The organism is Pseudomonas sp. FP818, assembly GCF_030687335.1.
In the GTDB taxonomy this organism is placed as follows: domain Bacteria; phylum Pseudomonadota; class Gammaproteobacteria; order Pseudomonadales; family Pseudomonadaceae; genus Aquipseudomonas; species Aquipseudomonas shahriarae.
The window spans coordinates 635214-661071 of sequence record NZ_CP117427.1 but is presented as its reverse complement, the minus strand read 5'-3'; the positions used below and the strand labels follow the sequence as shown (position 1 = coordinate 661071).

Here is a 25858-nt window from a genome sequence, read left to right as displayed (position 1 = left end):
CGAAACCACGGTCGCCGAAGACACCGGCGTGGGCCTCAAGCGCGAGCTCAACAGCCTGCTCATGCGCTACCCTTCCGAACTGGCGCGGACCCGCGAGCAAATCCAGAAACGTACCGAACTGGCCGCCGCCACCCACCTGAAAATCAACACCGTGCAGCACGCCATTGCTGCGCTGGAGCCCGAAGTGCGCGCCCAGCACGCTCGAATCCAGGGCGAAGTGCGGGTGATCCAGGGCGTAATGATTGGCCTAATCCTGATGATCGCCCTGCTCATCGACACCCTGCAACGGCGCCTGGCGCGGGTGCTGACCAGCCTGGCGCCGGCCCTGTCGACCTGGGCCGAGGGCGACTTCAGCCAGGAGATCGCCCTGGGTGCAACCAACCGTGAACTGCATGATATTGAAGCCTCGCTCAATCGCCTGCGGACTTACCTGGTGAACCTGGTGGGCACTATTCGCGCAAATGCCGAGCAAGTGGCCGGCAGCAGCCGCGCCCTGGCCGAACTGAGCGGCGGCCTGCATGACGGCGCCGAACGCCAGGCCGGGGACACTGCGCAAATCCGTGATTCATTGGGCGAGTTGGAGGCCACTATCCAGCAGGTCGCGGGTGACGCCAGCCAGGCCGCCGGGGCCAGCCGCAGCGCCGGCGAGGCCGTAGAGCATGGCCAGCGGGTGATCGGCTTGAGCCTGACCGGCCTGCACGCGCTGGTGGGCGAAGTGCAGGGCAATGCGCAAATGATCGAGAAACTCGCCGAAGAGTCCGCGACCATTGGCAACGTGCTCACGGTGATCCGCTCGATTGCCGAGCAGACCAATCTGCTGGCGCTCAACGCCGCCATCGAAGCCGCCCGCGCCGGTGAGGCCGGGCGTGGGTTTGCCGTGGTCGCCGACGAAGTACGCTCCCTGGCCCAGCGCACGGCGGGCGCCACCGCCGAGATCCAGACCTTGATCGCCGGCCTGCAAACCGCAGCACGGCAATCGGTGGAAGGCATGCGCGCCCAGGTCGAACACGCCGAAGCCACCGCCCAGCAAGCCGAAGCGGCCGACGGCGCACTGGACGAAATCGTCGGCGCGATCCAGACCATTTCCGACACAGCCATCCGGATTGCCGATGTAACGGCCCAGCAGAGCGGCGCGGTCAGTGAGATCCGCGATAATAGCGAGCGCATCCACCAGTTGGGTGAGGACAACCTGCTGCGCATTGGCCAGGGCCGCCGCCAGGGCGAGCATCTGTTGGTACTCGGCGGGCAACTCAACACGGCCGTGCAGGCATTTCGCGTCTGATTCCATCCCCCAAATCAGACGGACATCAAAAATGTGGGAGCGGGCTTGCTTGCGAATGCGGTGGGTCAGTGATGGATAGGTTGACTGATACACCGCATTCGCGAGCAAGCCCGCTCCCACATTTGATCTCCTGTGTACTCGCAACCGTGTTACCAATGACCGGATCCAAGGCCCTAGTCACAAATTTTGCGCAATCCTCGCTAATCGTGCTGGCTATTGCAGAGAACTGGACAGTCACAAAGGCTTTGCGGCATAGTCGCCGGGTTCTGACGTACCCACATCAATAACAAGGAACAGCCGATGGCGACCTTACTGGTTCTGCACGGACCCAACCTGAACCTGCTCGGCACCCGCGAACCGGGTGTGTACGGTGCAGTCACCCTCGAACAGATCAACCTCGATCTGGAGCGACGGGCCCGTGAAGCCGGCCACCATCTGCTCTACCTGCAAAGCAATGCCGAGTATGAATTGATTGATCGCATTCACGCCGCGCGCAGCGAAGGCGTGGACTTTATCCTGATCAATCCCGCCGCTTTTACGCACACAAGTGTTGCTTTACGTGACGCGCTGCTGGCGGTGAGCATCCCATTCATCGAAGTGCATTTATCGAACGTGCATAAACGCGAAGCTTTCCGCCATCACTCTTACTTCTCCGACGTAGCGGTAGGAGTGATCTGCGGCCTTGGCGCCAGCGGTTACCGACTGGCCCTGGAGGCCGCCCTGGAACACATTGAAGAACAGGCTAAACGCCCCTGACCGACCCTTGGGAGTTGATGATTCATGGATATCCGTAAAGTTAAGAAACTGATCGAACTGCTGGAAGAATCCGGTATCGACGAGCTGGAAATCAAGGAAGGCGAAGAATCCGTACGGATCAGCCGTCACAGCAAGACCCCGGCCCAACAGTTCTACGCACCCCAGATGCAAGCGCCGGCGCCTGCCGCTGCTGCTCCAGCCGCCGCACCTGCTGCTAGCGCTGCACCTGCCGCACCTGCTGCCCCTGCGCTGAACGGTTTCGTGGTCAAGTCGCCAATGGTCGGTACTTTCTACCGCACCCCGGCACCGACCTCGCCAGCCTTCGTTGAAGTGGGCAAGACCGTGAAAGTGGGCGACACCATCTGCATCGTGGAAGCGATGAAGATGATGAACCACATCACGGCCGAAAAAGCCGGCGTCATCGAATCCATCCTGGTAGAAAACGGTCAGCCGGTTGAGTACGACCAGCCGCTGTTCACCATCGTTTGAACCGCGGAGCGCCTTCGATGTTGAAACCTGCGAAGAAACTGCAAAAAGTCCTGATCGCCAACCGCGGCGAGATCGCGCTGCGGATCCTGCGCGCCTGTAAGGAAGAGGGCATCAAGACCGTCGCTGTTTACTCGACGGCCGATACCGAATTGATGCACGTGAAACTGGCGGACGAAAGCATCTGCATTGGCCCGCCACTGGCCACGAACTCGTACCTGAAGGTCTCGAACATCATCGCCGCGGCTGAAGTGACCGGCGCTGACGGCATCCACCCTGGCTACGGCTTCCTCGCGGAAAACGCCGATTTCGCCGAACAGGTGGAAAAATCCGGCTTCGCCTTCATCGGCCCGAAAGCCGAGACCATTCGCCTGATGGGCGACAAGGTGTCGGCCAAGGACGCGATGATCGCAGCCGGCGTGCCAACCGTTCCAGGCTCCGACGGCCCACTGCCGGAAGACGAGGAAACCGCCCTGCGCATTGGTCGCGAAGTCGGTTACCCGGTGATCATCAAGGCCGCCGGCGGCGGTGGTGGTCGCGGCATGCGCGTGGTGCACAAGGAAGAAGACCTGATCGAAGCGGCCAAGCAGACTCGCTCCGAAGCGGGTGCCTGGTTCGGCAACCCGATGGTCTACCTGGAAAAGTACCTGACCAACCCACGTCACGTGGAAGTCCAGGTACTGTCCGACGGCCAGGGCCACGCCATCCACCTGGGCGACCGCGATTGCTCGCTGCAACGCCGTCACCAGAAAGTCCTGGAAGAAGCTCCGGCACCGGGCCTGGATGAAAAAGCACGTCAGGAAGTCCTGGCACGCTGCGTCAAGGCTTGCATCGATATCAACTACCGTGGCGCCGGGACTTTCGAGTTCCTCTACGAGAACGGCCGCTTCTACTTCATCGAGATGAACACTCGTGTGCAGGTAGAGCACCCGGTTTCGGAGATGGTCACCGGTATCGACATCGTCAAGGAGATGCTGAGCATCGCCGCTGGCAACGTGCTGTCCTTTACCCAGGACGACGTGAAGATGCACGGTCACTCCCTGGAGTGCCGGATCAACGCCGAAGACCCGAAAACCTTTATCCCGAGTCCAGGCCTGGTCAAGCATTTCCATGCACCAGGCGGCAACGGCGTTCGCGTCGATTCGCACCTGTACAGCGGCTACAAGGTTCCGTCCAACTACGACTCGCTGATCGGCAAGCTGATCACCTGGGGCGCCACTCGCGACGAGGCCATGGCCCGTATGCGCAATGCCCTGGACGAAATCGTGGTCGACGGCATCAAGACCAACATCCCCCTGCATCGGGATCTGGTTCGTGATGAAGGCTTCTGCGAAGGTGGTGTGAACATTCACTACCTGGAACACAAGCTGGCCAACCAGTAAGTTTGTGCTCCACCCACAAAACCGCCTTCGGGCGGTTTTGTCGTTTATGCGCACACAAGAACACCACAAAACCCTGTAGGAGCTGGCTTGCCTGCGATAGCGGCAGGCCAGGCACTGATGAGCAAGCTGACACCCCGCCATCGCAGGCAAGCCAGCCCCCACATTTGGCTCCCGTGCTGTCAGTGGTGTCGTCTTCTGGCCTGCTCTCGCGTAAACTTGCGCCCTTTCGCAGCCCCACCCCGCTGCACACTCATTTTTTCAAAGGTGCCCGCCATGCCTTGGCTGCAAGTCCGTCTCGCCATCAGCCCAGAACAAGCCGAAACCTATGAAGACGCGTTCCTCGAAGTCGGCGCCGTGTCGGTGACCTTCATGGACGCCGAAGACCAGCCGATTTTCGAGCCTGAGCTGAACACCACGCCGCTGTGGTCCCACACCCACTTGCTGGCCCTGTTCGAAGACGGCACCGACGCCAGCAGCGTGTTTGCCCATATGGAACTGCTGACCGGCGGCCCGCTGCCCGAGCACCATAGCGAAGTGATCGAAGACCAGGACTGGGAGCGCAGCTGGATGGATAACTTCCAGCCCATGCGTTTCGGCCAGCGCCTGTGGATCGTACCAAGCTGGCACGCGGCCCCGGAGCCTGAGGCGGTCAACCTGCTGCTGGACCCGGGCCTGGCGTTCGGCACCGGCACCCATCCGACCACCGCCCTGTGCCTGGAATGGCTCGACGGCCAGGACCTGCAAGGCTGCAACGTGCTGGACTTCGGTTGCGGCTCGGGCATCCTGGCCATCGCCGCGCTGTTGCTGGGCGCCAAGGAAGCCGTCGGTACCGATATTGACGTGCAGGCCCTGGAGGCCTCCCGCGATAACGCCGGGCGCAACAACATTCCTGAAGGCAAATTCCCACTGTACCTGCCGGAGCAATTGCCCCAGGTGCAGGCCGATGTATTGGTCGCCAATATCCTCGCCGGGCCGCTGGTTTCGCTGGCTCCGCAACTGTCGAGCCTGGTCAGGCCCGGTGGGCGCCTGGCGCTGTCGGGGATCCTCGCCGAGCAGGGCGAAGAAGTCGCCGCCGCCTACGCCCAGGACTTCGACCTGGACCCCATCGCCAACCGCGATGGCTGGGTACGCATCAGCGGTCGTCGGCGCTAGAATGAGCGCCTGCATGAATCGGATGGCCGCATGACCGACAGTTTCGTCACCCAGTGCCCGCATTGCCAAACCCGCTTCCGCGCCAGCCATGCTCAATTGAGCGTGGCCCGTGGTGTGGTTCGTTGCGGCTCGTGCCTGCAAGTGTTCAATGCCGCCCGGCAACTGCTGGAGCAACGCGCCCACGCGCCTGAAGCGCCGGCTGCCGAAGCCCCGCCACGCGCCATCAGCCAGAAGCAATGGACCGCCGAAGAGCTGGACCTGGACCACCTGAACCTCGACGAAGAATTGGCCAAGCTCGAGCGCCGGGAGATCCAACACACCCAGCCCCAGGGCAGCGACCGCCGCCAGGCCGGCGCGGACCGTCGGCAAAAAGACGAGTCGATGATCGCCAGCCGCGATACGGTCAAGGCTGAAGAAGAACAGTGGGCCGCCGCCAGCCTGTTCAGCGACCCGCCGGACGAACGGGCTGCGACAATCGCCCACACCGAGGAAACCGTCGAACCAGCCCCGGCCCCCACGGGCAAGCCCCAGCGTACCGAGCCCTCGATGTCCTTCGACATTCACGAGGTGGACGATGAGCCCGTGCTGCGTGCCGACGACGCTCTCGACCCGCCCGAGCCAACGCTCAGCAGCGAGCCGGACGAACCCGAGCCTGAACCACGCCGCAAGCGCACACGCGCCACGGGCAACGTCCATGACGAGATGCTGCAGGACCTGGAAGACGACCCGCTGCACCTCTACGCCGGCAAGCGCCCCGCCGGCTGGGGCCGCCGCCTGCTCTGGCTGACCCTGGTGCTGCTGGCCGCCGCCGCCCTCGCCGGCCAGTACATTGCCTACCAGTTCGACGACCTGGCCCGCCAGGACAAGTACCGCCCATGGTTCCAGGAACTGTGCCCGAAACTGGGCTGTACCGTGCCGTCGCGGGTGGATATTGCCCATATCAAGAGCAGCAACCTGGTGGTGCGCAGCCATCCGGAGTTTGCCGGCGCGCTGGTGGTGGATGCCATCATCTATAACCGTGCGACGTTCTCCCAGCCGTTCCCGCTGCTGGAGCTGCGCTTTGCCGACCTTAATGGCCGGATGATCGCCAGCCGGCGCTTCAAACCCGCCGAGTACCTCAGCGGCGAGTTGGCCGGCCAGACCGAGATGCCGTCCCAGACCCCGATCCATATCGCCCTGGACATTCTCGACCCAGGCAACAAGGCCGTGAACTACAGTTTGAGTTTCCACTCCCCCGAGTGATTGGTTGCGCGCGTCAAGGTTCGGACGGCAGGTTATTGACTTGCTCGTCCACGACCAAACCGCTGGCGATAAGAAAATAACTGCTCAGATTTTATCCAATTCAGCCTTTAACCAGTCATCGAGAGCGGGTATCATGCCAACCCTTTTTCGAACTCTAATGATCCGGCCCCACAACAGGGAAGTCCTATGTCGGCGGTACGCATCGGCCCATATACATTGCCAAACGCTTTGATTCTCGCCCCGATGGCGGGCGTCACTGACCAGCCCTTTCGTCAGCTGTGCAAACGTTTGGGGGCAGGGCTTGTAGTCTCGGAAATGGTCACCAGCGACATGAGCTTGTGGAACACCCGCAAATCGCGGATGCGCATGATCCACGAAGGTGATCCCGAGCCCCGCTCGGTGCAGATCGCCGGCGGTGATGCGCAAATGCTGGCGGATGCGGCCCGAGCCAACGTAGAGCTGGGTGCACAGATTATTGATATCAACATGGGTTGCCCGGCAAAAAAGGTCTGCAACAAGGCCGCCGGCTCCGCCCTGTTGAAGGATGAGCAGTTGGTGGCCGAGATCCTGCACGCCGTGGTGGGTGCAGTGGATGTGCCGGTCACCCTGAAGATTCGCACCGGCTGGGACCGGGACAACAAGAACGGCCTGACGGTGGCGAAGATCGCCGAACAGGCAGGCATTGCAGCATTGGCGGTGCATGGCCGCACCCGCGCTGACCTTTATACCGGCGAGGCCGAATACGACACCATTGCCGCGATCAAGCAGGCAGTGTCGATTCCGGTCTTTGCCAACGGCGACATCGACTCGGCCGAGAAAGCCCGGCGCGTATTGCACGCAACCGGTGCCGATGGCCTGTTGATCGGCCGGGCCGCCCAGGGGCGGCCATGGATTTTTCGTGAGATCGAGCATTTCCTGCGTACCGGCGAAATCATGCCGGCACCGGGGCTGATCGAGGTGGAACGTATTCTGCTAGAGCATCTGGCCGCCCTGCACATCTTCTATGGGGACGTGATGGGCGCGCGCATTGCTCGCAAGCATGTGGGTTGGTACCTCGCAACCCTGCCCGGCGCCAAAGAGTTTCGCACCGGGTTCAATCGTTTGGATGAAACGCAAGCACAGGTCACCGCCGTTCGTGAGTTCTTTGCCGAACGAGACAAGAGCCTGAGAGCAGGGGACGGAGAAGGGGTGGCCGCATGACGATGATGACCGAGACTTTAGTGAGTGGAACAACACCCGTGAGCGACAACGTCAATTTGAAACAGCACCTCAACACGCCGAGCGAAGAAGGCCAGACCCTTCGCGGGAGCGTCGAGAAAGCGCTGCACAATTATTTCGCCCACCTTGAGGGCGCGGCCGTCACGGATGTGTACAACCTGGTGCTCTCCGAAGTCGAGGCGCCCTTGCTCGAAAGCGTGATGAACTACGTCAAGGGCAACCAGACCAAAGCCAGTGAGCTGCTGGGCCTGAACCGTGGGACCCTGCGCAAGAAGCTCAAACAGTACGATTTGCTGTAAGCATTCAATCAAACCAGAAAGGCGCCCGCGTAAAACCGGTCGCCTTTTTTGCTGACTCCTTTGCTTTTGATGGAAATTGAGATGACCGACCAGACTACCCGCCTGCCGATCCGCCGCGCCTTGATCAGTGTTTCCGACAAGACCGGGATCCTCGAATTTGCCCGGGAGCTGGAAGCCCTGGGTGTGGAAATCCTCTCCACGGGCGGGACCTTCAAACTGCTGCAGGACAACGGCGTGGCCGCAGTAGAAGTCGCGGACTACACCGGTTTCGCAGAAATGATGGACGGTCGGGTCAAGACCCTGCACCCGAAAATCCACGGCGGCATCCTCGGCCGTCGCGGTATCGACGATGCCATCATGAACGAGCACGGCATCAAGCCGATCGACCTGGTGGCCGTCAACCTCTACCCGTTTGAAGCCACCATCAACAAGCCAGGCTGCGACCTGCCGACCGCTATCGAGAACATTGATATCGGCGGCCCGACCATGGTGCGCTCGGCAGCCAAGAACCACAAAGACGTGGCCATTGTGGTCAACGCCAGCGACTACGCCCAAGTATTGGAAAGCCTGAAAGCTGGCGGCCTGACCTACGCCCAGCGTTTCGACCTGATGCTCAAGGCCTTCGAACACACGGCGGCCTATGACGGCATGATCGCCAACTACATGGGCACCGTGAACCAGGCCGCCGAGACCCTCAGCACTGAAGGCCGCAGCCAGTTCCCGCGTACCTTCAACAGCCAGTTCATCAAGGCCCAGGAAATGCGCTACGGCGAGAACCCGCACCAGAGCGCGGCGTTCTACGTGGAAGCCAAGCCTGCCGAAGTGGGGATCGCCACCGCGACCCAACTGCAGGGCAAAGAGCTGTCCTACAACAACGTGGCTGATACCGACGCCGCGCTGGAATGTGTGAAGAGCTTCGTCAAGCCGGCCTGCGTGATCGTCAAGCACGCCAACCCGTGCGGCGTGGCCGTGAGCCCGGACGCTGAAGGCGGGATCCGCCAGGCCTACGAACTGGCCTACGCCACCGACACCGAATCGGCATTCGGCGGCATCATCGCCTTCAACCGCGAGCTGGACGCCGAGACCGCCAAGGCCATCGTCGAGCGTCAGTTCGTCGAAGTGATCATTGCCCCATCCGTCAGCGAAGAGGCCCGCGCCATCGTCGCCGCCAAGGCCAATGTGCGCCTGCTGGCCTGTGGCGAGTGGTCGGCTGAGCGTGCCGCTGCCTGGGACTACAAGCGCGTCAATGGCGGCTTGCTGGTGCAGAGCCGCGACATCGGCATGATCGGCAGCCAAGACCTGAAAGTGGTGACCAAGCGCGCACCGACCGAGCAAGAGATCAACGACCTGATCTTCGCCTGGAAAGTAGCCAAGTACGTTAAGTCCAACGCCATCGTCTACGCCAAGAACCGCCAGACCATCGGTGTCGGCGCCGGCCAGATGAGCCGCGTGAACTCGGCGCGTATTGCGGCGATCAAGGCCGAACACGCCGGCTTGCAGGTGGTCGGTTCGGTGATGGCCTCGGACGCGTTCTTCCCGTTCCGTGATGGCCTGGACAACGCTGCAAAAGCGGGCGTGACTGCGGTGATCCAACCGGGTGGCTCGATGCGTGATGCTGAGGTTATCGCCGCAGCGGATGAAGCCGGCATTGCCATGGTCTTTACTGGCATGCGCCACTTCCGTCACTGATTGATCGCGCCCACGCTCCGCGTGGGTGCGCAGCCCGGGACGCTCCGCGTCCCTCGGACGCAGGGCGTCCGTAGAGGCATTCCCACGCAGAGCGTGGGAACGATCAACTAACAGAATTTGAGGTTTTTGAAATGAATGTTTTGATCATTGGCAGCGGTGGCCGTGAACACGCCCTGGCCTGGAAAGTCGCCCAGGACCCTCGCGTCCAGAAAGTCTTCGTCGCGCCCGGCAACGCCGGTACCGCCATTGAAGCCAAGTGCGAAAACGTCGCCATCGACGTCTTGGCCCTGGAGCAACTGGCCGACTTCGCCGAAAAGAACGTGTCCCTGACCATCGTCGGCCCTGAAGTACCGCTGGTGGCCGGCGTCGTGGACCTGTTCCGCAGCCGTGGCCTGGACTGCTTCGGCCCTACCGCTGGCGCCGCCCAGTTGGAAGGTTCGAAAGCCTTCACCAAGGATTTCCTGGCTCGCCACAAGATCCCGACTGCCGACTACCAGAACTTCACCGAGATCGAGCCCGCCCTGGCTTACCTGCGTGAGAAAGGCGCCCCCATCGTGATCAAGGCCGATGGCCTGGCCGCCGGTAAAGGCGTGATCGTGGCGATGACCCTGCAGGAAGCCGAAGACGCGGTGCGCGACATGCTCGCCGGCAATGCCTTCGGTGACGCCGGTTCGCGGGTGGTGATCGAAGAATTCCTCGATGGCGAAGAAGCCAGCTTCATCGTGATGGTCGACGGCAAGAACGTCTTGCCGATGGCCACCAGCCAGGACCACAAGCGCGTCGGCGACGGCGACACCGGCCCGAACACCGGCGGCATGGGTGCCTACTCCCCTGCCCCGGTGGTCACCGCCGACGTGCACCAGCGCGTCATGGACCTGGTGATCTGGCCGACCGTGCGCGGCATGGCCGATGAAGGCAATGTCTACACCGGCTTCCTGTACGCCGGGTTGATGATCGACAAGGCCGGCAACCCCAAAGTCATCGAGTTCAACTGCCGCTTCGGCGACCCGGAAACCCAACCGGTGATGCTGCGTCTGCAGTCGAGCCTGGTACTGCTGGTGGAAGCCGCCCTGGCGCAAGCGCTGGACAAGGTTGAAGCCCAGTGGGATCCACGCCCAAGCGTCGGCATCGTGCTGGCCGCCGGCGGCTACCCTGCCGACTACGCCAAGGGTGACCTGATCCAGGGCCTGGACGCCGCGGCTACGCTGGAAGGCAAGGTGTTCCATGCTGGGACCGCGCTCAAGGATGGCCAGGTGGTTACCGCCGGTGGCCGCGTGCTGTGCGCCACCGCCATGGGTGCCAGTGTCGATGCCGCCCAGCAGCAAGCCTACAAGCTGGCTGCAAAAATCGACTGGCAGGGCTGTTTCTACCGCAAGGACATCGGCTATCGCGCCATTGCCCGTGAGCGGGGCGAGAGTCAGTAAACAGCTATCCGTTCGGCTAGGCAGGGGCCTTTGGCCCTTGCCGTCCCATTACGGTCCCGCGCATAGTTAACCCCGTGCATTAACCTACGAAGGGATTTCGCCGTGCGCTGGCTCAGGATCGCCATAATCTTCACGGTCAGTCTGCTGACCCTGCTCTGTCTGTTGCCGGCCCAGGCCGTTGCGCAAGGCAGTGGCTGGGCCGTATTGCTTGATGAACAGGCCGACCTGCAATTGAGCGATATTCGCTCGCCACGCTACATCAACCAATTCAGCCCTATTGAACTGGAACGGATCACCGCCGCCGAACCCAACGGTGCGCTATGGGTACGTTTCAAGCTGCAACCCGGCAAGCACGAGCAAGTGCTGCGGGTCTTCGCGCCGGACCTGGCGCATCTCAATCTGTATGTGCTGGACGGCGACACGCTGATCGAGCAGATCAACACCGGCACCCGCCAACCCCAGGCCGAACGCCCACTGCCCAGCAGCGAATTCATGCTGCCCATGCCCCAGAGCCAGAAGCCCCTGGATGTGTATGTGCGCCTGGTCTCGGAGCATGAGCTGCGGCCCTACCTGACCCTGGAACCGGCCGTGCAGGCCGCCGCCAACCAGACCCAGACCCTGGTCTACGGCCTGTTGTTCGGCTGCCTGCTGATGCTGATCCTGCACAACCTCACCCGCTACGCCTACCATCGCTCGCGCAGCAGCCTGTGGCTGGCGGCCTGCGAAGTGCTGCTGATGCTCAGCCTGTTGCTGTTGCTCAACCTGCTGGGCCCGTGGCTGCCGAACTGGCAGCCGGTGCAAACCCCGGGCGCCTACATGGCGTTGCTGCTGACCGCGCCATGCGGCCTGATGTTCGCCTACCGTTTCTTCGCGCCATTGGGCCCGCACCCGCTGAACAAGTTGCTGATGGCGGACATCCTGTTGATCGTGCTGTGCGGCCTGTTGCTGCTGTTCGTCAACACCCTGCCGCTGAATATCATCACCTACGCCCTGGTGGCGCTGGCCGGCCTGAGCATGCTGTTTGTCTCGGCCTACCACTGGCAAAAAGGCTACCGGCCGGCACGCCTGTTCCTGCTCGCCATGGTGGTGTTCAACACCGGCACGCTGATTATCCTCCCGGCCCTGCTGGGCCTGACCCTGGTGGCGCCGCAAGGCCTGATCATCACCTTGCTGGCGGTGATCTGCGTCAGCGGCCTGTTGATGAGCCAGGCCCTGGGCGAGCGCCAGCGCAGCATCGTCGAGGATCGCTTCAGCCTCAGCCGCGACCTGGCTGCCAGCAATGCCGAAATTGCGGCCAAGGCCGAGTTCCTGGCGAAGATCAGCCACGAAATCCGCACCCCCATGAACGGCGTGCTGGGCATGACCGAGTTGCTGCTGGGCACGCCGCTGTCGGTCAAGCAGCGCGACTACGTGCAGACCATCCACAGCGCCGGCAATGAACTGCTGACCCTGATCAACGAGATTCTCGACATCTCCAAGCTCGAGTCCGGGCAGATCGAACTGGACGATGTGCAGTTCGACCTCAATGCCCTGATCGAAGACTGCCTGAGTATTTTCCGCGCCAAGGCCGAGCAGCAGAACGTCGAACTGATCAGCTTTATCCAGCCCCAGGTGCCAAGGGTCATCAGTGGCGACCCGACGCGCCTGCGCCAGGCCCTGTTGAGCCTGCTGGAAAATGCCCTGCAAAAGACCGACGAAGGCGAAGTGCTGATCGTGGTCGCCCTGGATGAGCGCAGCAGCAAACCGCGCCTGCGCATCGCCGTGCAAGACAGCGGCGTGCCGATGGAGGCCGCCGAGCGCGATGCCCTGCTGCACAGCGAACTGCACAGCAAGAACTTCCTCTCGGCCACGCGCCTGAGCGGCCACCTCGGCCTGGTGATCGCCCGCCAGCTGATCCTGTTGATGAATGGCGAGTTCGGCATCAAGGCGGGCAGCCAGCAAGGCAGTACCCTATGGCTGACCTTGCCCCTGGACCCGGAGCGCCTGGAACACCCGACCTCGGACCTCGACGGCCCGCTGCAAGGCGCGCGGGTGTTGGTGGTGGACGACAACGACACCTGCCGCAAGGTGCTGGTGCAGCAGTGCACCGCCTGGGGCCTGAATGTCAGCGCCGTGCCATCGGGCAAGGAGGCCCTGGCCCTGCTGCGTACCAAGGCGCACCTGCGCGACTATTTCGATGTGGTGCTGCTGGACCAGAACATGCCCGGCATGACCGGCATGCAACTGGCGGCGAAGATCAAGGAAGACCCGAGCCTGAACCACGACATCCTGCTGATCATGCTCACCGGCATCAGCAACGCGCCGAGCAAGATCATCGCGCGCAACTGCGGGATCAAGCGCATCCTGGCCAAACCAGTGGCGGGCTACACCCTCAAGACCACCCTGGCCGACGAGTTGACCCAACGCAGCAAGGGTGTGGTCCAGCCGCGCCATGCCGCGCCGAACGTCCCCGTGACCATCACCGTGCCCAGCGATTTCCGCATCCTGGTGGCCGAAGACAACAGCATCTCCACCAAAGTGATTCGCGGCATGCTCGGCAAGCTCAACCTGCAACCCGACACGGCCAGCAATGGCGAGGAAGCCTTGCAGGCGATGAAGGCCCAGCGCTATGACCTGGTGTTGATGGACTGCGAAATGCCGGTGCTCGATGGCTTCTCCGCGACCCAGCAGTTGCGGGTCTGGGAAGTCAGCAACCAGCGCACCCGCACGCCGGTGGTGGCGCTGACCGCGCACATCCTCTCGGAACACAAGGAACGCGCACGCCAGGCCGGGATGGATGGGCATATGGCCAAGCCGGTAGAACTGTCGCAACTGCGCGAGCTGGTGGAGTACTGGGTGACACAGCGCGAGCAGCCGCAGGAGCAGGTGCACACGTCCTGAATCACCACACATCCCTGTGGGGGCCAGAGCTGGTTTGGGGGAACTGGCTTGTGTGGGAGCTGGCTTGCCTGCGATGCAGGCACCCTGGTTTTCCAGTTGCACCGAGGTGATGCTATCGCAGGCAAGCCAGCTCCCACACAAGCCCACTCCCACATTGGTTCGCAGTCGCGCCTTCTGGCCCACAAGCCTGATAAACTCCCCCTCGCCCTTCCTTCGCTGTGAGCTCCCACCATGCTCCACGTGTTGTTCAGCGTTTATTTGAAGATGCTGGTGCTGTATAGCCCCTTCTTCGTCCTGTCCTGCTTTATCAGCCTGACCCGGGGCTATTCCAGCAAGGAGCGGCGACGCCTGGCCTGGAAGGTCGCTCTGGCGACGCTGGTGTCGAGCGTGTTGCTCTACCTGTTTGGCCGGGTGATTTTCAGTGTATTTGGCATCACCGTGGACGCCTTCCGCATCGGCGCCGGCAGTGTGCTGTTTATCTCCGCCCTGGGCATGGCCCAGGGCAAGTCGGCAGTGCAGACCGACAATGTGCAGCAGGACGTGACTATCGTCCCTCTGACCATCCCCTTGACCGTCGGCCCCGGCACCATCGGCGCACTGCTGGTAATGGGCGTCAGCCAGCCCCATTGGGATGACAAGCTCATGGCCATTCTCAGCATCGCCCTGGCCAGCCTGACAGTGGGCGTGGTGCTGTATCTGTCCAACCGCATCGAACGCATCCTCGGCGACCAAGGGCTGCAGATTGTCAGCCGCCTGATGGGCTTGTTCGTCTGTGCGCTGGCGGCGCAGATCATCTTTACCGGCGTACGCGGTTACCTGGTGCCCTGAGGCCCCGGTCAGATCCGGTATTGGGCGATGGCCAGCAAGACCTTGTCGCCCGCACTCTCACGCAACTGCTGGAGGGTTGCGTCGTTGACCACGGCAGGGTTGAGCATCAGGCAGGTCTGGCCGCTGTAGGCTTCGACCGTGGAGCTGTCCCATTCAAAAAACGGCACCCCCACTTTCTTGCTGACGCCCTGGGCGCTGTAGGTCACCAGCACCATCAACACCTCACCGTCGACCTCGGAACAGGACGCCAGGCCAAAGTCGCCGCCCTCATGGTTGACGATGTTGCGCTTGAACAGATCAAAGGGTGCCGACAGCTGTTTCAAGGCGTCGAAAGCATCCGCCGCCAACTTGGGCAGCACCATCGCCAGGGAGCCTGACAGAAATGTCGAGGCCACCGTGGAGGTGATGATATTCAGCGCCGCCACCTGCACGCTCAGCCCCTTCACGGAGGTGGTGACGCGCTCGAAACTGCTGCGTATCGGCAGCCACCCCAGGTTGCCCATGACCTTGATGAACTCGTCGTACCAGGCCTGCGTGCCGCGCCCCACTTTCAGCACATCACTCACGTAGCTGCTGGCCAACAGGTAACTCTTGCGGGTGTATTCCTTGTTGAGGCGGCTCATGCCCGCGACAAACGAAAACACACTGTTATTGATCACCGCGCCATTCAGGTCGCCGTCAGCCTGCATCGGCGCCGGCGAACCCGCCGGCCGGCTGCTCAGCGGCAGTCGGTACGCCGCGATCAGCTTGTTCTTTTTAGCCAGATTGATTCGTTTATGTTTGCGCTCCATAACTGTTTCTCCACAAAAACCCACATGGGCTTACAAGAAACACTAGTCGCGTGATTGAACTTTTTTCAGGGGGTACGGAGAGCGTCATTTCACCGTAGGAAAAATCAGAGTTTGTTGCACCCCGCGTAAATACTGGGGATGGGGTGACGCCTGATAATCGCAGGCTTACTTTCTGCAACTGAAAGAGAGGAACCGTTAATGGCATTGCGAAATGACGCGGCAGAACACAGAGGTTTCTGTCATCAATGATTAGCCTTTTCTGACAGATCAGCGGCCCCATTGCGGGGCCGCTGCCGTTTCAGGAGGCCGGTTTCTCGCCATACCAGCGTGGCGTGTACACCCACTCACCACCGCCCACCCGAGGGAACGCGCAGGTGGTGGACGAACCGATCAGCACCATGGTGCGCATGTCCACCTGGTCCGGGGTCAGTTGGCCCAGGGTGGTGGTGCGCAGCGTTTGCCCGGGGCGACCGATATCGCGCCCCAGCACTACCGGCGTGGCGGCGAGGCGGTGCTGGGCGACGATTTCCAGGGCACGCCCCAATTGCCATGGGCGCGAACGGGAGATGGGGTTGTAGAACGCCAAAGCCAGGTCGGCCTGGCAGGCCAGGTCCAGGCGTTTCTCGATGATGGACCAAGGCTTGAGGTTGTCCGACAGCGACATCACGCAGAAGTCATGGCCCAACGGCGCACCCGCCTGGGCCGCGGTGGCGAGGGACGCCGAGACCCCCGGCAAAATCTCCAGCTCGACCCGCTGCCAGGCCGGGTCGCTGGATTCGTGCAGCGCCTCCAGCACCGCCGCAGCCATGGCGAACACCCCTGGGTCGCCGGAAGACACCACCACCACCGAACGCCCCTGGGCCGCCAGCTCGAAAGCATGCCGTGCCCGTTGCATCTCTTCGCGGTTATCGGTGCAGTGCTGCACCTGGTCGGCGCGAAACGGCCCGGCCATGCGCACATAGGTTTCGTAACCCAGCACATCGGTGCAGCGCGCCAGTTCTGCCTTGACAGCCGGCACCATCAACTCGGCTGCGCCGGGGCCCAGGCCGATCACGGCGAGACGGCCACGGGGGCGGCCCAGTTGCGCCAGGTCCACGGGCCCGGCGGCCGAGTGGATGATGATATCGGGGCCTGCCGCCAGCGCCGTAAAGCGCAGCGGCACGCCCAGTTCCAGCGCCGCCTCATGCAGTTCGCCACTGGCCATGTCGGCGTCATCGGCCAGCAGGCACGCCAGGGACTGCACGGCGATGCCGTCCTGCTGCAACGCCTGGCGCACCCGCGCGGCCAAGCCGACGCCGGGGCGGCAGGTGACCCAAGTGTTTTTCGGATAGATCAGCAGCTCATTGGCCGCCGGCACGCGCTCGGCACTGCCGATATGAATGCTCAGGCGCGCCTGCTGGTCCTGCGGCAGGTTGGCCTGCTCCAGCCATGGCGCAGCGCCTTCAATGCGCACCTGTTCGCCGGCCAGCAAGTCCGAGACAAAACGCTTGCCCAGCTCAAGGTCCGCCAACTGATAACCCTGGGGCGGGTTGAGCAGGCAGGTGCCAAAGCGCAGTTCACCACTGGTGGTAATCGCAGCCGCCACCCCCAGGGCCGCCGCGATTTCCCGCGCCATGATATTCACCCCGCCCAGGCCGCCGAGCAACGGCACCACCGCACTGCCGTCTTCAGCGACGGCCAGCACCGCCGGCTCTTCGCCTTTCTCCAGCAACAGCGCCGCCAAGGTGCGGATCACAATCCCGGCCGCGCACAGGGCAATGATCGGCGTGCCCTGTTGATACAACTGGCGCACGGTCGCGCCAAATTCGCTGTAGGCCTGGTCGGCGCCTTCCACCCGGCCGGCCAGGCCGTGGATCAAGGCGCCGGGGTACACCTGCTGGATGCTGCGCGCGGTGGCGAGGCTGCCCTGGCCGAGAATGACGATCGCCGGCGTCATCACCCTTGCCACCTTTCGCCCGGCACGATAATCAACGAGAAATATGGCGAAGACATGGGTTCGACCTGATCCAGCGCGACGATTTTCTGGTTGGCCATGGTGGCGCGTTCCACATACAGCGCACGCCCGGCCAGCCCCAGTTCCTCCAGCACCTGGCGCACCTTGGTGAAGTTGCGTCCCAGCTTCATGATCACCGCCGCATCGGCATCCGCCAGGCGGCGTTTGAGTTCGTCGTGGGGCAGCACCCCGGACAATACCGACAGGCTCTGGTTGCGATACACCAACGGCGCACCCAGCACCGAGGCACCGCCGAGCATCGAGCACACGCCGGGGATGACTTGGGCGTCGTAGCACTCGGCGAGGCGGTCATGCAGGTACATGTAGGAGCCGTAGAAGAACGGGTCGCCTTCGCAGATCACCGCCACATCGCGCCCGGCATCCAGATGCGCGGCCACATCAACACTGGCCGCGTCGTAGAAATCGCTGATCACCTGTTCATAGGACAGCGGCGCCGGCAAGGCTTCGGTGGTCACCGGGTACACCAGCGGCATCAGCGTCTGCTGGGGCACCAGGTGTTCTTCGATAATGCCGAACGCATTGCCCTTCTTGCCCTTGGCGACGAAGTACGCCACCACCGGCGATTCGCGCAGCAGGCGCAGGGCCTTGAGGGTAATCAGTTCCGGGTCGCCGGGGCCGACGCCCAGGCCGATCAAACGTCCACGCGCCTGCATCATTCGACCTCCGTAGCCAGGGCGTTGACCGCTGCGGCGGCCATCGCACTGCCGCCCAGGCGGCCTTGCATGATCACAAACGGCACGCCACGGCTGTCTGCGGCGAGCATCGCCTTGGACTCGGCGGCGCCGACAAAACCCACCGGAAAACCGAGGATCAGCGCCGGCTTGGGGGCGCCGGCGTCGAGCATTTCCAACAGATAGAACAACGCAGTCGGCGCGTTGCCGATCACCACCACACTGCCTGCCAGGTGCGGGCGCCACAATTCCAGGGCGGCAGCGGAACGGGTGTTGCCCAGCTCCCGCGCCAGCTCCGGCACGCTATCGTCACGCAAGGTGCAGATCACTGGGTTATTGGCAGGCAGGCGCGCACGGGTCACGCCTTCGGAGACCATCCGCGCATCGCACAGGATCGGCGCACCGGCGGCCAGGGCCTCACGGCCGGCTTTGCCTGCGCCTTCAGAAAACTGCAAACCGTCGATAGCCTCGACCATGCCGCAGGCGTGAATCACCCGCACGGCGAGTTTTTCCAGGTCGGCCGGGATGCGATCCAGCTTGGCCTCTGCGCGAATGATCGCAAAGGAGTTGCGATAGATCTCCTGACCGTCGCGGATGTAATCAATCATCGGTGTTGCTCCGTGGACGGGCACGCAACACGGCGCCCGCCGCTTCAATAGAAAGGTTGTGCGCGTGCAGGCGGCCGAAACCCGGCTGGCCTGCATCGCGAAAATAGAGGTCGTAGTGCCCGGTGCCCACTGCCAGCAGGGTGACCGGGGCAATGTGTGCCGCAGCGCAGGTGCGTGGGCAGCCAGACAGGTGCACATCAAGGCCATGGCCCTGGAGCAGCGTGGCCAGGTGCAGGGCGTCGGCCTTGGTGTCGGCCAGGGCCTTGGCGCAGCCGCTGGAACCGGTGCAGGCAATCAGCCGCGCCAGGGCCTGGTCGGCGGAACAGAGGAAGCCCAATTGCGCCAGGCCCGTCGTCACGCGCACGGCGGCGTCCGGCGCCAGGTTGGGCAGCAGCAGGCCTTGCCACGGGGTGAAGCGCAATGTGCCGTCACCCTGTTCGAGGGCCAGTTGCGCGGCACCACGCAGCATGCTCGAGTCCAGGCGTCCTAATGGCGTGCCCGCCGCCACGTAGACTTGCTGCGGTTGGCGCTGTGGATAAGTGCCCAGGCGCAAACTGCTCGGGTTGGCGCGGCGACGATAGCCATCGGCGGGCAGTAACGGCAGGCGCAAGCGCCCGACGAAGTTATCCACAGACGTGTGTGTCAGCAGGTCGCGCATGCGGTTCTGGTCGGGTCGGGCCAGCTCAAGAAACAGTTCCAACACCGCCACGACCAACTCATGGCCTTGCTCCAGGGGTACGGCGCCCAGCGGCCTGTCACGCCCCGGGCAACCGGCCAGGCCGAATGCCAACAAGGTCTGGCCCTGCGTGGGGTAAGCCGATAACCACAGGTCGTGATGATGTTCGAGCATCGCCAGGGCCTCGCCGCCATCCAGTTGCACGGCGAACTTGGCCGACAACTCATGGAACCGTGGATGGGTTTGCAGGGTGGCGAGGATCTGCTCCGCCAGGGGCCGGGTGTCCAGCAGCATGTCGCGGTCGATGCCCGCGCCGGGGCTGAGCATCACATTGCGCACATCATCGCCCGCAGCGGTGGTCGGGCCCAGGCCTGCGGCTAGCAGGTGCGCGATCAAACCCTCGTGCTCCAGGCCAATGCCGCGGATCTGCAGGTTGGCGCGGTTGGTCGCCTCGATCACCCCGCCGGCGTAGCTCTGCGCGGCGTGTGCCACGGCCAGCGCCTGCGCGGCGGTGATGACCCCACCGGCCAGTTTGATCCGGCAAATCCCGCCATCCAATGCCTGGACAATACGCAGCAACCCCGGACAACCCGAGGGACGTTTGCTGGCGGACAGAGGAAGTGGCTTCACGGGGGCTACCGGTTCACGGGTAAAGGCGCGGTATTATGCCTGCTTTGTCCGGCAGCATGAAAAGCCTGCCCGTCGGATGTCGTTCAAGGAATCAATATGTCGCCCTGGCTGACAGTAGTAGGCATTGGTGAAGATGGCTTCAAGGGCCTGGGCAGGAATGCCCGGCATGCTCTGTTGCGCGCCTCTCGTATCATTGGCGGCCAGCGCCAGCTGGATTTGCTGCCGGTGTGCATCCGCGGCGAACGCGAGCTGTGGCCCAGCCCGTTTTCCCTGGAGCCGCTGCTGGCACGGCGCTTTGAACCGGTGTGCGTACTGGCCAGTGGCGACCCGATGTTCTACGGCGTCGGCGCCAGCCTGGCGCGGCAGGTGGCGGCGGATGAGCTGTTGATCCTGCCGGCGCCTTCGTCGGTGTCACTGGCAGCAGCGCGCCTGGGCTGGCCGTTGCAGGACGTGGTGACACTGTCGGTGGTCGCCCGCCCGGTGGTCGCGCTCAATGCTCATCTGGCCAGCGGCGTGCGCTTGCTGGTGTTGAGCAACGACGGCCAGAGCCCGACGGCCATCGCCGCGTTGCTGCGCGCCAGCGGGTTTGGCCCGAGCCGCCTGAGTGTGTTTGAACACCTCGGTGGCGCGGCCGAACGGCGTATCGATGGCCACGCCGAAAGCTGGCAAGACCCAGCCATTGCCGCGCTGAACCTGGTCGCCATCGACTGCCTCGCAGACGCCAACACCCCACGCCTGTCGCGCCTGGCCGGCCTGCCGGACTCAGCGTTCAAGCATGACGGCCAACTGACCAAGCGCGATGTGCGAGCCATGACCCTCGCGCGCCTCGCCCCCACCCCTGGCGAATTGCTGTGGGACGTCGGCGCCGGCAGCGGCTCCATCGGCATCGAGTGGATGCGCGCCCATCCCAGCTGCCGCGCCCTGGCGATTGAAGCCGACGCTGGCCGCCAGCAACTGATCGAACATAACCGCGATGCCCTCGGCGTGCCTGGCCTGCAATTGATTCGCGGCAGCGCGCCCCAGGCCCTGGCAGGGCTGGAAGCGCCTGATGCGATTTTCATCGGCGGCGGCGTGACCCGCGTCGGCGTGCTCGACACCTGCTGGCAACACCTGCGCCCCGGTGGGCGGCTGGTGGCCAATGCCGTGACCCTACAAAGCGAAATGACCCTGATGGCCTGGCGCGCGCAACACGGCGGCGAGTTGACCCGCATCCACCTGGCCCAGGCCCAGCCCCTGGGCGACTTCGATACCTGGCGCCAGGCGCTGCCCATCACCTTGCTTGAAGTGCTCAAGCCGCTATGAAACGCATCCTGCTGCTGGGCGGCGTGACGGAAGCCCTGGCCATCGCCCGCACCCTGGGGCCCCAGCATATCTACAGCCTGGCCGGGATTGGCCGGGTGCCCACTGACCTGAGGTGCCAGGTGCGCGTCGGTGGTTATGGCGGCGCCGCAGGGCTGGCGCAGTTTATTCGCGAACAGGGCATCGACCTGCTGCTGGACGCCAGCCATCCCTACGCCGCACAAATCAGCGCCAACGCCGCCCAGGCCGCGCGCTTGTGCACGATCCCCTGCTGGGCCCTGCGCCGTCCCGCCTGGCAGCCACAACCGGGTGATGACTGGCGTGAAGTCAGTGACTGGGCCGGGCTGATCGAGGCGTTGAAACCCTTCCAGCGCCCACTGTTCACCCTCGGCCGCGAACCGCTGCAACACCTCGATGAAATCCCCGCCGGGCAGTTCTGGACCTTGCGCGCCCTGGACGTCTACCCCGGCAACGAACGCTGCGAAGTAATCGGCGCCCGTGGGCCGTTTTTGATCGAGGATGAACGGGCGTTGTTCGAACGACGGCGGATTGATGTGCTGATCAGCAAGAACAGCGGCAGCAGCGCCACCGAACCCAAGCTGGAAGTGGCCCGCGAGCGCGGCATACCGGTGGTGGTTTTGCAGCGGCCGGTGTTGGCGGGGGTGGATCGGGAGTTTTTGACGGTCGACTCGATACTGCAGGCTTTATAGAACAACACGGCTCAAATGTGGGAGCGGGCTTGCCCGCGATAGCGGTGTATCAGTCAGCATATTTGATCCTGACATACCCCAATCGCGGGCAAGCCCGCTCCCACATTTAGGACTGCGGTGTTTTCGCGATTGGTAATCCTGCGTTCGCGTCTATCATGATAAGCACAGCCACTGACATCACTGCGACACCAAACCACACCAGCAACTTTTACTTATGCCCCCCGATCAGGCTAAATACCCACCTGATCGCTTAACCCTACGGATTGTCCGCCATGGCCCGTCAACGCTTTGCATTTGCCTGGATCGCCTGCCTTGCAGTGCTGTTCAATGCGTTTGCCATGCCATTGGCCGGGGCAATGCAACAGGGTAAAAGCCCTGCCGAGCAATTGCTGTGGGGCAGTTTCTGTTCGTCCAATGGCAGCAAGCTGGTGGCGATGTCCCTGGGCACGCTGGATATACCGGCGCCGCAGCAGGACGAACATTCCAGCATGCAGCATTGCTGGTGCTGTTCGGGCTCGGCGCCGTTGGTGGCGCTGCCGGGGCATGTGCCGCAGTTGTATCTCACACGAATCGACCCGGCGCCTGGCCTGCCATCGCCTGCCCTGCAAGCCCCGACTCCGCGCCAGCAATGGCCGAGCCTCAGCCCCCGCGCCTCTCCTACCGTTTGATCACTTCGCAATTGAACTGCGTTTGAATCGTTCTGGAGAACTGCCATGCTCAAATCTTCCCTGCTTCTGGCGGCCTTGCTGCTGCCTGTGTTCAGTGCTGCCAATGCCGATGACTACAAGGCCGGCGACCTGCTGGTGAGCGACCCCTGGTCACAGGAATTGCCGCCCAATGCGCCGACGGTAGCCGCCTACTTTGTGATCCATAACCAGGGTGAAGCCCCGGACCGCTTGCTCAGTGTCGACACCCCAGTGGCGGCCAAGGCCGAGCTGCACGAGCATGTGATGCACGGCGACCTGATGAAGATGCAGCAGGTGCCCAGCGTGGCCGTGCCGTCCAAGGGCGAGCTGACCTTTGCGCCGATGGCCTATCACGTGATGCTCCTGGATCTTAAAGATCGCAGCCAGTTGCGCGACGGCCAGCACTTCCCGCTGACCTTGAACTTCGAAAAGGCCGGGCCGGTAAAAGTGCAAGTCTCGGTGCAAAAAGTACCGCCGATGGCCGAGCACGGGCACAAGCACGCCCATTAACCAGCCCAGGCCGCTCCCCATGGGTGCTCGCGCCAACAGGTCGACCACGCGCCGCCGCCAGCCTTTGAGGTTGGCGGGCGGCAGTTGGATCAGCCTGTTCGCCATGCTGATGATCTTTATCGGACCGCTGATTTCCCAAGCGATGCCGATGGATCATCACGCCGGCATGTCCATGCAGATGTCCATGGACGACACCTGCCATGCCGCGCCCCAGCACCCGGCCGAGCACACCAAGGCCCCCGCCGCCGACCACGTGATGTGGGAGAAATGCGGCTATTGCAGCCTGTTGTTCAGTTGCCCGGCCCTGCCTGGCAGCGTGTCATTCGTGGCCCTCGGCAGCCCGCCGCCGGCCACTGGCCTGATCCCCGCACCGCGCCTGGGCCATGCCCGGCAGAGCATTTTCCCCGGCGCCCGCAGCCGCGCCCCGCCCAGCCAGTCGTAGACCGCCAATAACACACAACTTCGCACGGCCGCCTTCACACAGACAGCCGCAGGCTGCTGGCCGTGTTGTTTACGACTGATTGATGGAATTTTTATGTCCAGGTTTCCTGCTGACACCCGTATGGGACGTACCCCTGTGCTCGCCGTTTTGTGCGGCGCACTGTTGGCGCCACAGGCGTATGCCGACGAACACGCCGAGCACCACAATGAGCTGAGCCCGACAGTGATTACCGGCGTCGCCCCCAGCTCCCCCCTGACCATCGTCACCAACCCCAAGGACCCGCGCCAGCCAGTGCCGGCCAGTGATGGCGGTGACTACCTCAAGACCATCCCCGGCTTTGCCCTGGTGCGCAATGGCGGCACCAATGGCGACCCGGTGCTGCGCGGCATGTTCGGCTCGCGCCTGAATATCCTCACCAACGGCAGCATGATGCTCGGCGCCTGCCCTGGCCGCATGGACGCACCCACCTCCTATATCTCGCCGGAAACCTACGACAAGCTGACCGTGATCAAAGGCCCGCAAACCGTGCTCTGGGGCCCGGGCGCCTCGGCCGGTACGGTGCTGTTCGACCGTGAGCCGGAGCAGTTCGGCGAGTTGGGCACCCGAGTCAATGCGAGCATCCTCGCCGGCTCCAACGGTCGCTTCGACAAAGTCGTGGATGCCGCCGCCGGCGGTTCACTGGGCTACATCCGCGTGATCGGCAACCAGGCTCACTCCGACGATTACAAGGACGGCAACAACGACACCGTCGCCTCGCGCTACGACAAATGGAACGGCGACGTCGCCCTCGGCTGGACCCCGGACGCCGACACCCTGCTGGAGCTCACCGCCGGCCGTGGCGATGGCGAAGCGCGTTACGCCGGGCGCGGCATGGACGGCTCGCAGTTCCTGCGCGAAAGCCTCGGCCTGCGTTTCGAGAAATCCAACATCGGCGAGGTGCTGGACAAGGTCGAAGCACAGGTCTACTACAACTACGCCGACCACGTGATGGACAACTACAGCCTGCGCACGCCGTCGGGCACCGGGATGATGGCCGGGCCCATGGCTTCCAACGTCGACCGCCGTACCCTCGGCGCGCGGATCAAGGCCACCTGGCGCTGGGCCGATGTGCAACTGATCAGCGGTATCGACGCACAGACCAACGAACATCGCCAGCGCAGCAGCGCCGGGGTCGACACCTACAAGAACCTGCCGCGCAACAAGGACGCCGACTTCCATAACTACGGGGTGTTTGGCGAGTTGACCTGGTACGCCGCCGACAATGACCGGCTGATCACTGGCGCCCGCCTGGATCGCGCCTCGGCCAACGATTACCGCCAGCGCACCGGCAGCGGCATGATGAGCCGCGCCAACCCGACCGCCGGCGATACCCGCGCCGACACTCTGCCGTCCGGTTTCGTACGTTATGAACATGACTTGGCCGACAGCCCGACGACCCTCTACGCCGGCCTCGGCCACGCCGAACGCTTCCCGGACTACTGGGAGCTGTTCTCCCCCGGCAAGGGCCCAGCGGGTTCGCTGAATGCCTTTGATGCAGTCAAGCCTGAGAAAACCACCCAACTGGACTTCGGCCTGCAATACAAAACCGCTGACTTGGAAGCCTGGGCCTCCGGGTATGTCGGCCAGGTGCGCGACTACATCCTGTTCAACTACACCCCGGGGATGATGGGCATGACCTCCCAGGCGCAGAACATCGACGCGCGGATCATGGGCGGTGAATTGGGCGCAGCCTACAAGCTGACGTCCAACTGGAAAGCCGATGCCACCCTGGCCTACGCCTGGGGCAAAAACAGCAGTGACGGCAAGGCCCTGCCACAAATGCCGCCATTGGACGCGCGCTTCGGCCTGACCTACAGCGAAGACGACTGGAGCGCCGGCGCCTTGTGGCGCGTGGTGGCGGCACAAAACCGCATCGACCAGAACAAGGGCAACGTGGTCGGCAAGGACTTCGCCAAGAGCGGTGGCTTTGGCGTGTTCTCCCTCAATGCGGCGTACCGCATCAACAAGAACTTCAAGGTCAGCACCGGCGTCGACAACCTGTTTGGCAAGGCCTACGCCGAACACTTGAACCTGGCCGGCAACGCCGGGTTCGGCTACCCGGCCAACGACCCGCAAGCCATCAATGAACCAGGGCGCACGCTCTGGACCAAGGTGGATATGAGCTTCTAACAGCTAGTGGGAGG

General features: G+C 63.3%; 22 protein-coding genes and 1 pseudogene. 18 read left to right on the top strand and 5 right to left on the bottom strand.

What is annotated here, in order from left to right; all coding sequences use genetic code 11:
- Positions 1 to 772 precede the first annotated feature (772 nt).
- From PSH80_RS27240 to PSH80_RS02800, 12 genes and pseudogenes are all read left to right on the top strand, one after another.
- A pseudogene (locus PSH80_RS27240) lies at positions 773 to 1282 on the top strand (methyl-accepting chemotaxis protein); the annotation flags it as partial.
- A gap of 300 nt (positions 1283 to 1582) precedes the next feature.
- Complete coding sequence (aroQ, locus tag PSH80_RS02850) at positions 1583 to 2038, top strand: type II 3-dehydroquinate dehydratase (RefSeq protein WP_057437567.1); 456 nt, start codon at positions 1583 to 1585, stop codon at positions 2036 to 2038.
- Between the two features lie 24 nt (positions 2039 to 2062).
- Positions 2063 to 2527 carry an acetyl-CoA carboxylase biotin carboxyl carrier protein gene (accB, locus tag PSH80_RS02845; protein ID WP_057437565.1) on the top strand — a complete coding sequence of 155 codons (465 nt, stop codon included), beginning with the start codon at positions 2063 to 2065 and terminating at the stop codon, positions 2525 to 2527.
- Positions 2528 to 2544: 17 nt separating this feature from the next.
- A complete protein-coding gene (gene accC / locus PSH80_RS02840; RefSeq protein ID WP_003188188.1) occupies positions 2545 to 3906 on the top strand; it encodes an acetyl-CoA carboxylase biotin carboxylase subunit in 1362 nt (453 codons plus the stop codon).
- A gap of 273 nt (positions 3907 to 4179) precedes the next feature.
- The gene (gene prmA / locus PSH80_RS02835) at positions 4180 to 5058 is read left to right on the top strand and encodes a 50S ribosomal protein L11 methyltransferase (protein ID WP_057958210.1); all 879 of its coding nucleotides are present in this window, start codon (positions 4180 to 4182) and stop codon (positions 5056 to 5058) included.
- A gap of 30 nt (positions 5059 to 5088) precedes the next feature.
- On the top strand, positions 5089 to 6300 hold the full coding sequence (locus tag PSH80_RS02830; RefSeq protein WP_305419113.1) for a DUF3426 domain-containing protein: 1212 nt from the start codon (positions 5089 to 5091) through the stop codon (positions 6298 to 6300).
- A 186-nt stretch (positions 6301 to 6486) separates the two neighbouring features.
- Positions 6487 to 7500, top strand: coding sequence for a tRNA dihydrouridine synthase DusB (gene dusB / locus PSH80_RS02825; protein WP_057437552.1), 1014 nt, complete (start codon positions 6487 to 6489; stop codon positions 7498 to 7500).
- Positions 7497 to 7817 (top strand): DNA-binding transcriptional regulator Fis, encoded by a 321-nt coding sequence (gene fis, locus PSH80_RS02820; RefSeq protein ID WP_003186237.1) that lies wholly within the window; start codon positions 7497 to 7499, stop codon positions 7815 to 7817. The genes dusB and fis overlap by 4 nt, the downstream gene beginning before the upstream one ends.
- An 81-nt stretch (positions 7818 to 7898) precedes the next feature.
- Positions 7899 to 9506 carry a bifunctional phosphoribosylaminoimidazolecarboxamide formyltransferase/IMP cyclohydrolase gene (gene purH / locus PSH80_RS02815; protein ID WP_057958208.1) on the top strand — a complete coding sequence of 536 codons (1608 nt, stop codon included), beginning with the start codon at positions 7899 to 7901 and terminating at the stop codon, positions 9504 to 9506.
- 131 nt (positions 9507 to 9637) lie between these two features.
- On the top strand, positions 9638 to 10930 hold the full coding sequence (gene purD, locus PSH80_RS02810; protein ID WP_057437548.1) for a phosphoribosylamine--glycine ligase: 1293 nt from the start codon (positions 9638 to 9640) through the stop codon (positions 10928 to 10930).
- 102 nt (positions 10931 to 11032) lie between these two features.
- Positions 11033 to 13810, top strand: a complete 2778-nt coding sequence (locus PSH80_RS02805) for a hybrid sensor histidine kinase/response regulator (RefSeq protein WP_198799458.1) — start codon at positions 11033 to 11035, stop codon at positions 13808 to 13810.
- 231 nt (positions 13811 to 14041) lie between these two features.
- Complete coding sequence (locus tag PSH80_RS02800) at positions 14042 to 14638, top strand: MarC family protein (RefSeq protein ID WP_057437546.1); 597 nt, start codon at positions 14042 to 14044, stop codon at positions 14636 to 14638.
- A gap of 8 nt (positions 14639 to 14646) precedes the next feature.
- Here the strand turns inward: PSH80_RS02800 and PSH80_RS02795 are convergent, their stop codons facing one another.
- The 5 genes from PSH80_RS02795 to cobG form a co-directional block, all read right to left on the bottom strand.
- A complete protein-coding gene (locus tag PSH80_RS02795) occupies positions 14647 to 15429 on the bottom strand; it encodes a hypothetical protein (protein WP_057958206.1) in 783 nt (260 codons plus the stop codon).
- A gap of 298 nt (positions 15430 to 15727) precedes the next feature.
- Positions 15728 to 17365: a precorrin-3B C(17)-methyltransferase gene (cobJ, locus tag PSH80_RS02790; RefSeq protein WP_305419108.1), complete on the bottom strand. Its 1638-nt coding sequence runs from the start codon at positions 17363 to 17365 to the stop codon at positions 15728 to 15730.
- A complete protein-coding gene (locus PSH80_RS02785) occupies positions 17365 to 18099 on the bottom strand; it encodes a precorrin-2 C(20)-methyltransferase (RefSeq protein WP_370693715.1) in 735 nt (244 codons plus the stop codon). Before PSH80_RS02785 ends, cobJ begins: the two co-directional genes overlap by 1 nt.
- Complete coding sequence (locus PSH80_RS02780) at positions 18096 to 18722, bottom strand: precorrin-8X methylmutase (RefSeq protein WP_057437540.1); 627 nt, start codon at positions 18720 to 18722, stop codon at positions 18096 to 18098. Before PSH80_RS02780 ends, PSH80_RS02785 begins: the two co-directional genes overlap by 4 nt.
- Positions 18715 to 20013 carry a precorrin-3B synthase gene (gene cobG, locus PSH80_RS02775; RefSeq protein WP_305420532.1) on the bottom strand — a complete coding sequence of 433 codons (1299 nt, stop codon included), beginning with the start codon at positions 20011 to 20013 and terminating at the stop codon, positions 18715 to 18717. Before cobG ends, PSH80_RS02780 begins: the two co-directional genes overlap by 8 nt.
- Before the next feature lie 111 nt (positions 20014 to 20124).
- On the opposite strand from cobG, the gene cbiE reads away from it, so the two are divergent.
- The 6 genes from cbiE to PSH80_RS02745 all read left to right on the top strand — a co-directional run bounded on the left by cbiE (position 20125) and on the right by PSH80_RS02745 (position 25844).
- Positions 20125 to 21330 (top strand): precorrin-6y C5,15-methyltransferase (decarboxylating) subunit CbiE, encoded by a 1206-nt coding sequence (gene cbiE / locus PSH80_RS02770; RefSeq protein WP_305419103.1) that lies wholly within the window; start codon positions 20125 to 20127, stop codon positions 21328 to 21330.
- Positions 21327 to 22037 (top strand): cobalt-precorrin-6A reductase, encoded by a 711-nt coding sequence (locus PSH80_RS02765; protein ID WP_169989292.1) that lies wholly within the window; start codon positions 21327 to 21329, stop codon positions 22035 to 22037. The genes cbiE and PSH80_RS02765 overlap by 4 nt, the downstream gene beginning before the upstream one ends.
- A gap of 272 nt (positions 22038 to 22309) precedes the next feature.
- A complete protein-coding gene (locus PSH80_RS02760; protein ID WP_057437532.1) occupies positions 22310 to 22705 on the top strand; it encodes a DUF2946 domain-containing protein in 396 nt (131 codons plus the stop codon).
- A gap of 45 nt (positions 22706 to 22750) precedes the next feature.
- Positions 22751 to 23233 (top strand): copper chaperone PCu(A)C, encoded by a 483-nt coding sequence (locus tag PSH80_RS02755; protein ID WP_057958199.1) that lies wholly within the window; start codon positions 22751 to 22753, stop codon positions 23231 to 23233.
- Positions 23234 to 23252: 19 nt separating this feature from the next.
- Positions 23253 to 23675 (top strand): DUF2946 domain-containing protein, encoded by a 423-nt coding sequence (locus PSH80_RS02750; RefSeq protein ID WP_128593122.1) that lies wholly within the window; start codon positions 23253 to 23255, stop codon positions 23673 to 23675.
- 93 nt (positions 23676 to 23768) lie between these two features.
- Positions 23769 to 25844 carry a TonB-dependent copper receptor gene (locus PSH80_RS02745; RefSeq protein ID WP_200659400.1) on the top strand — a complete coding sequence of 692 codons (2076 nt, stop codon included), beginning with the start codon at positions 23769 to 23771 and terminating at the stop codon, positions 25842 to 25844.
- Positions 25845 to 25858 lie beyond the last annotated feature (14 nt).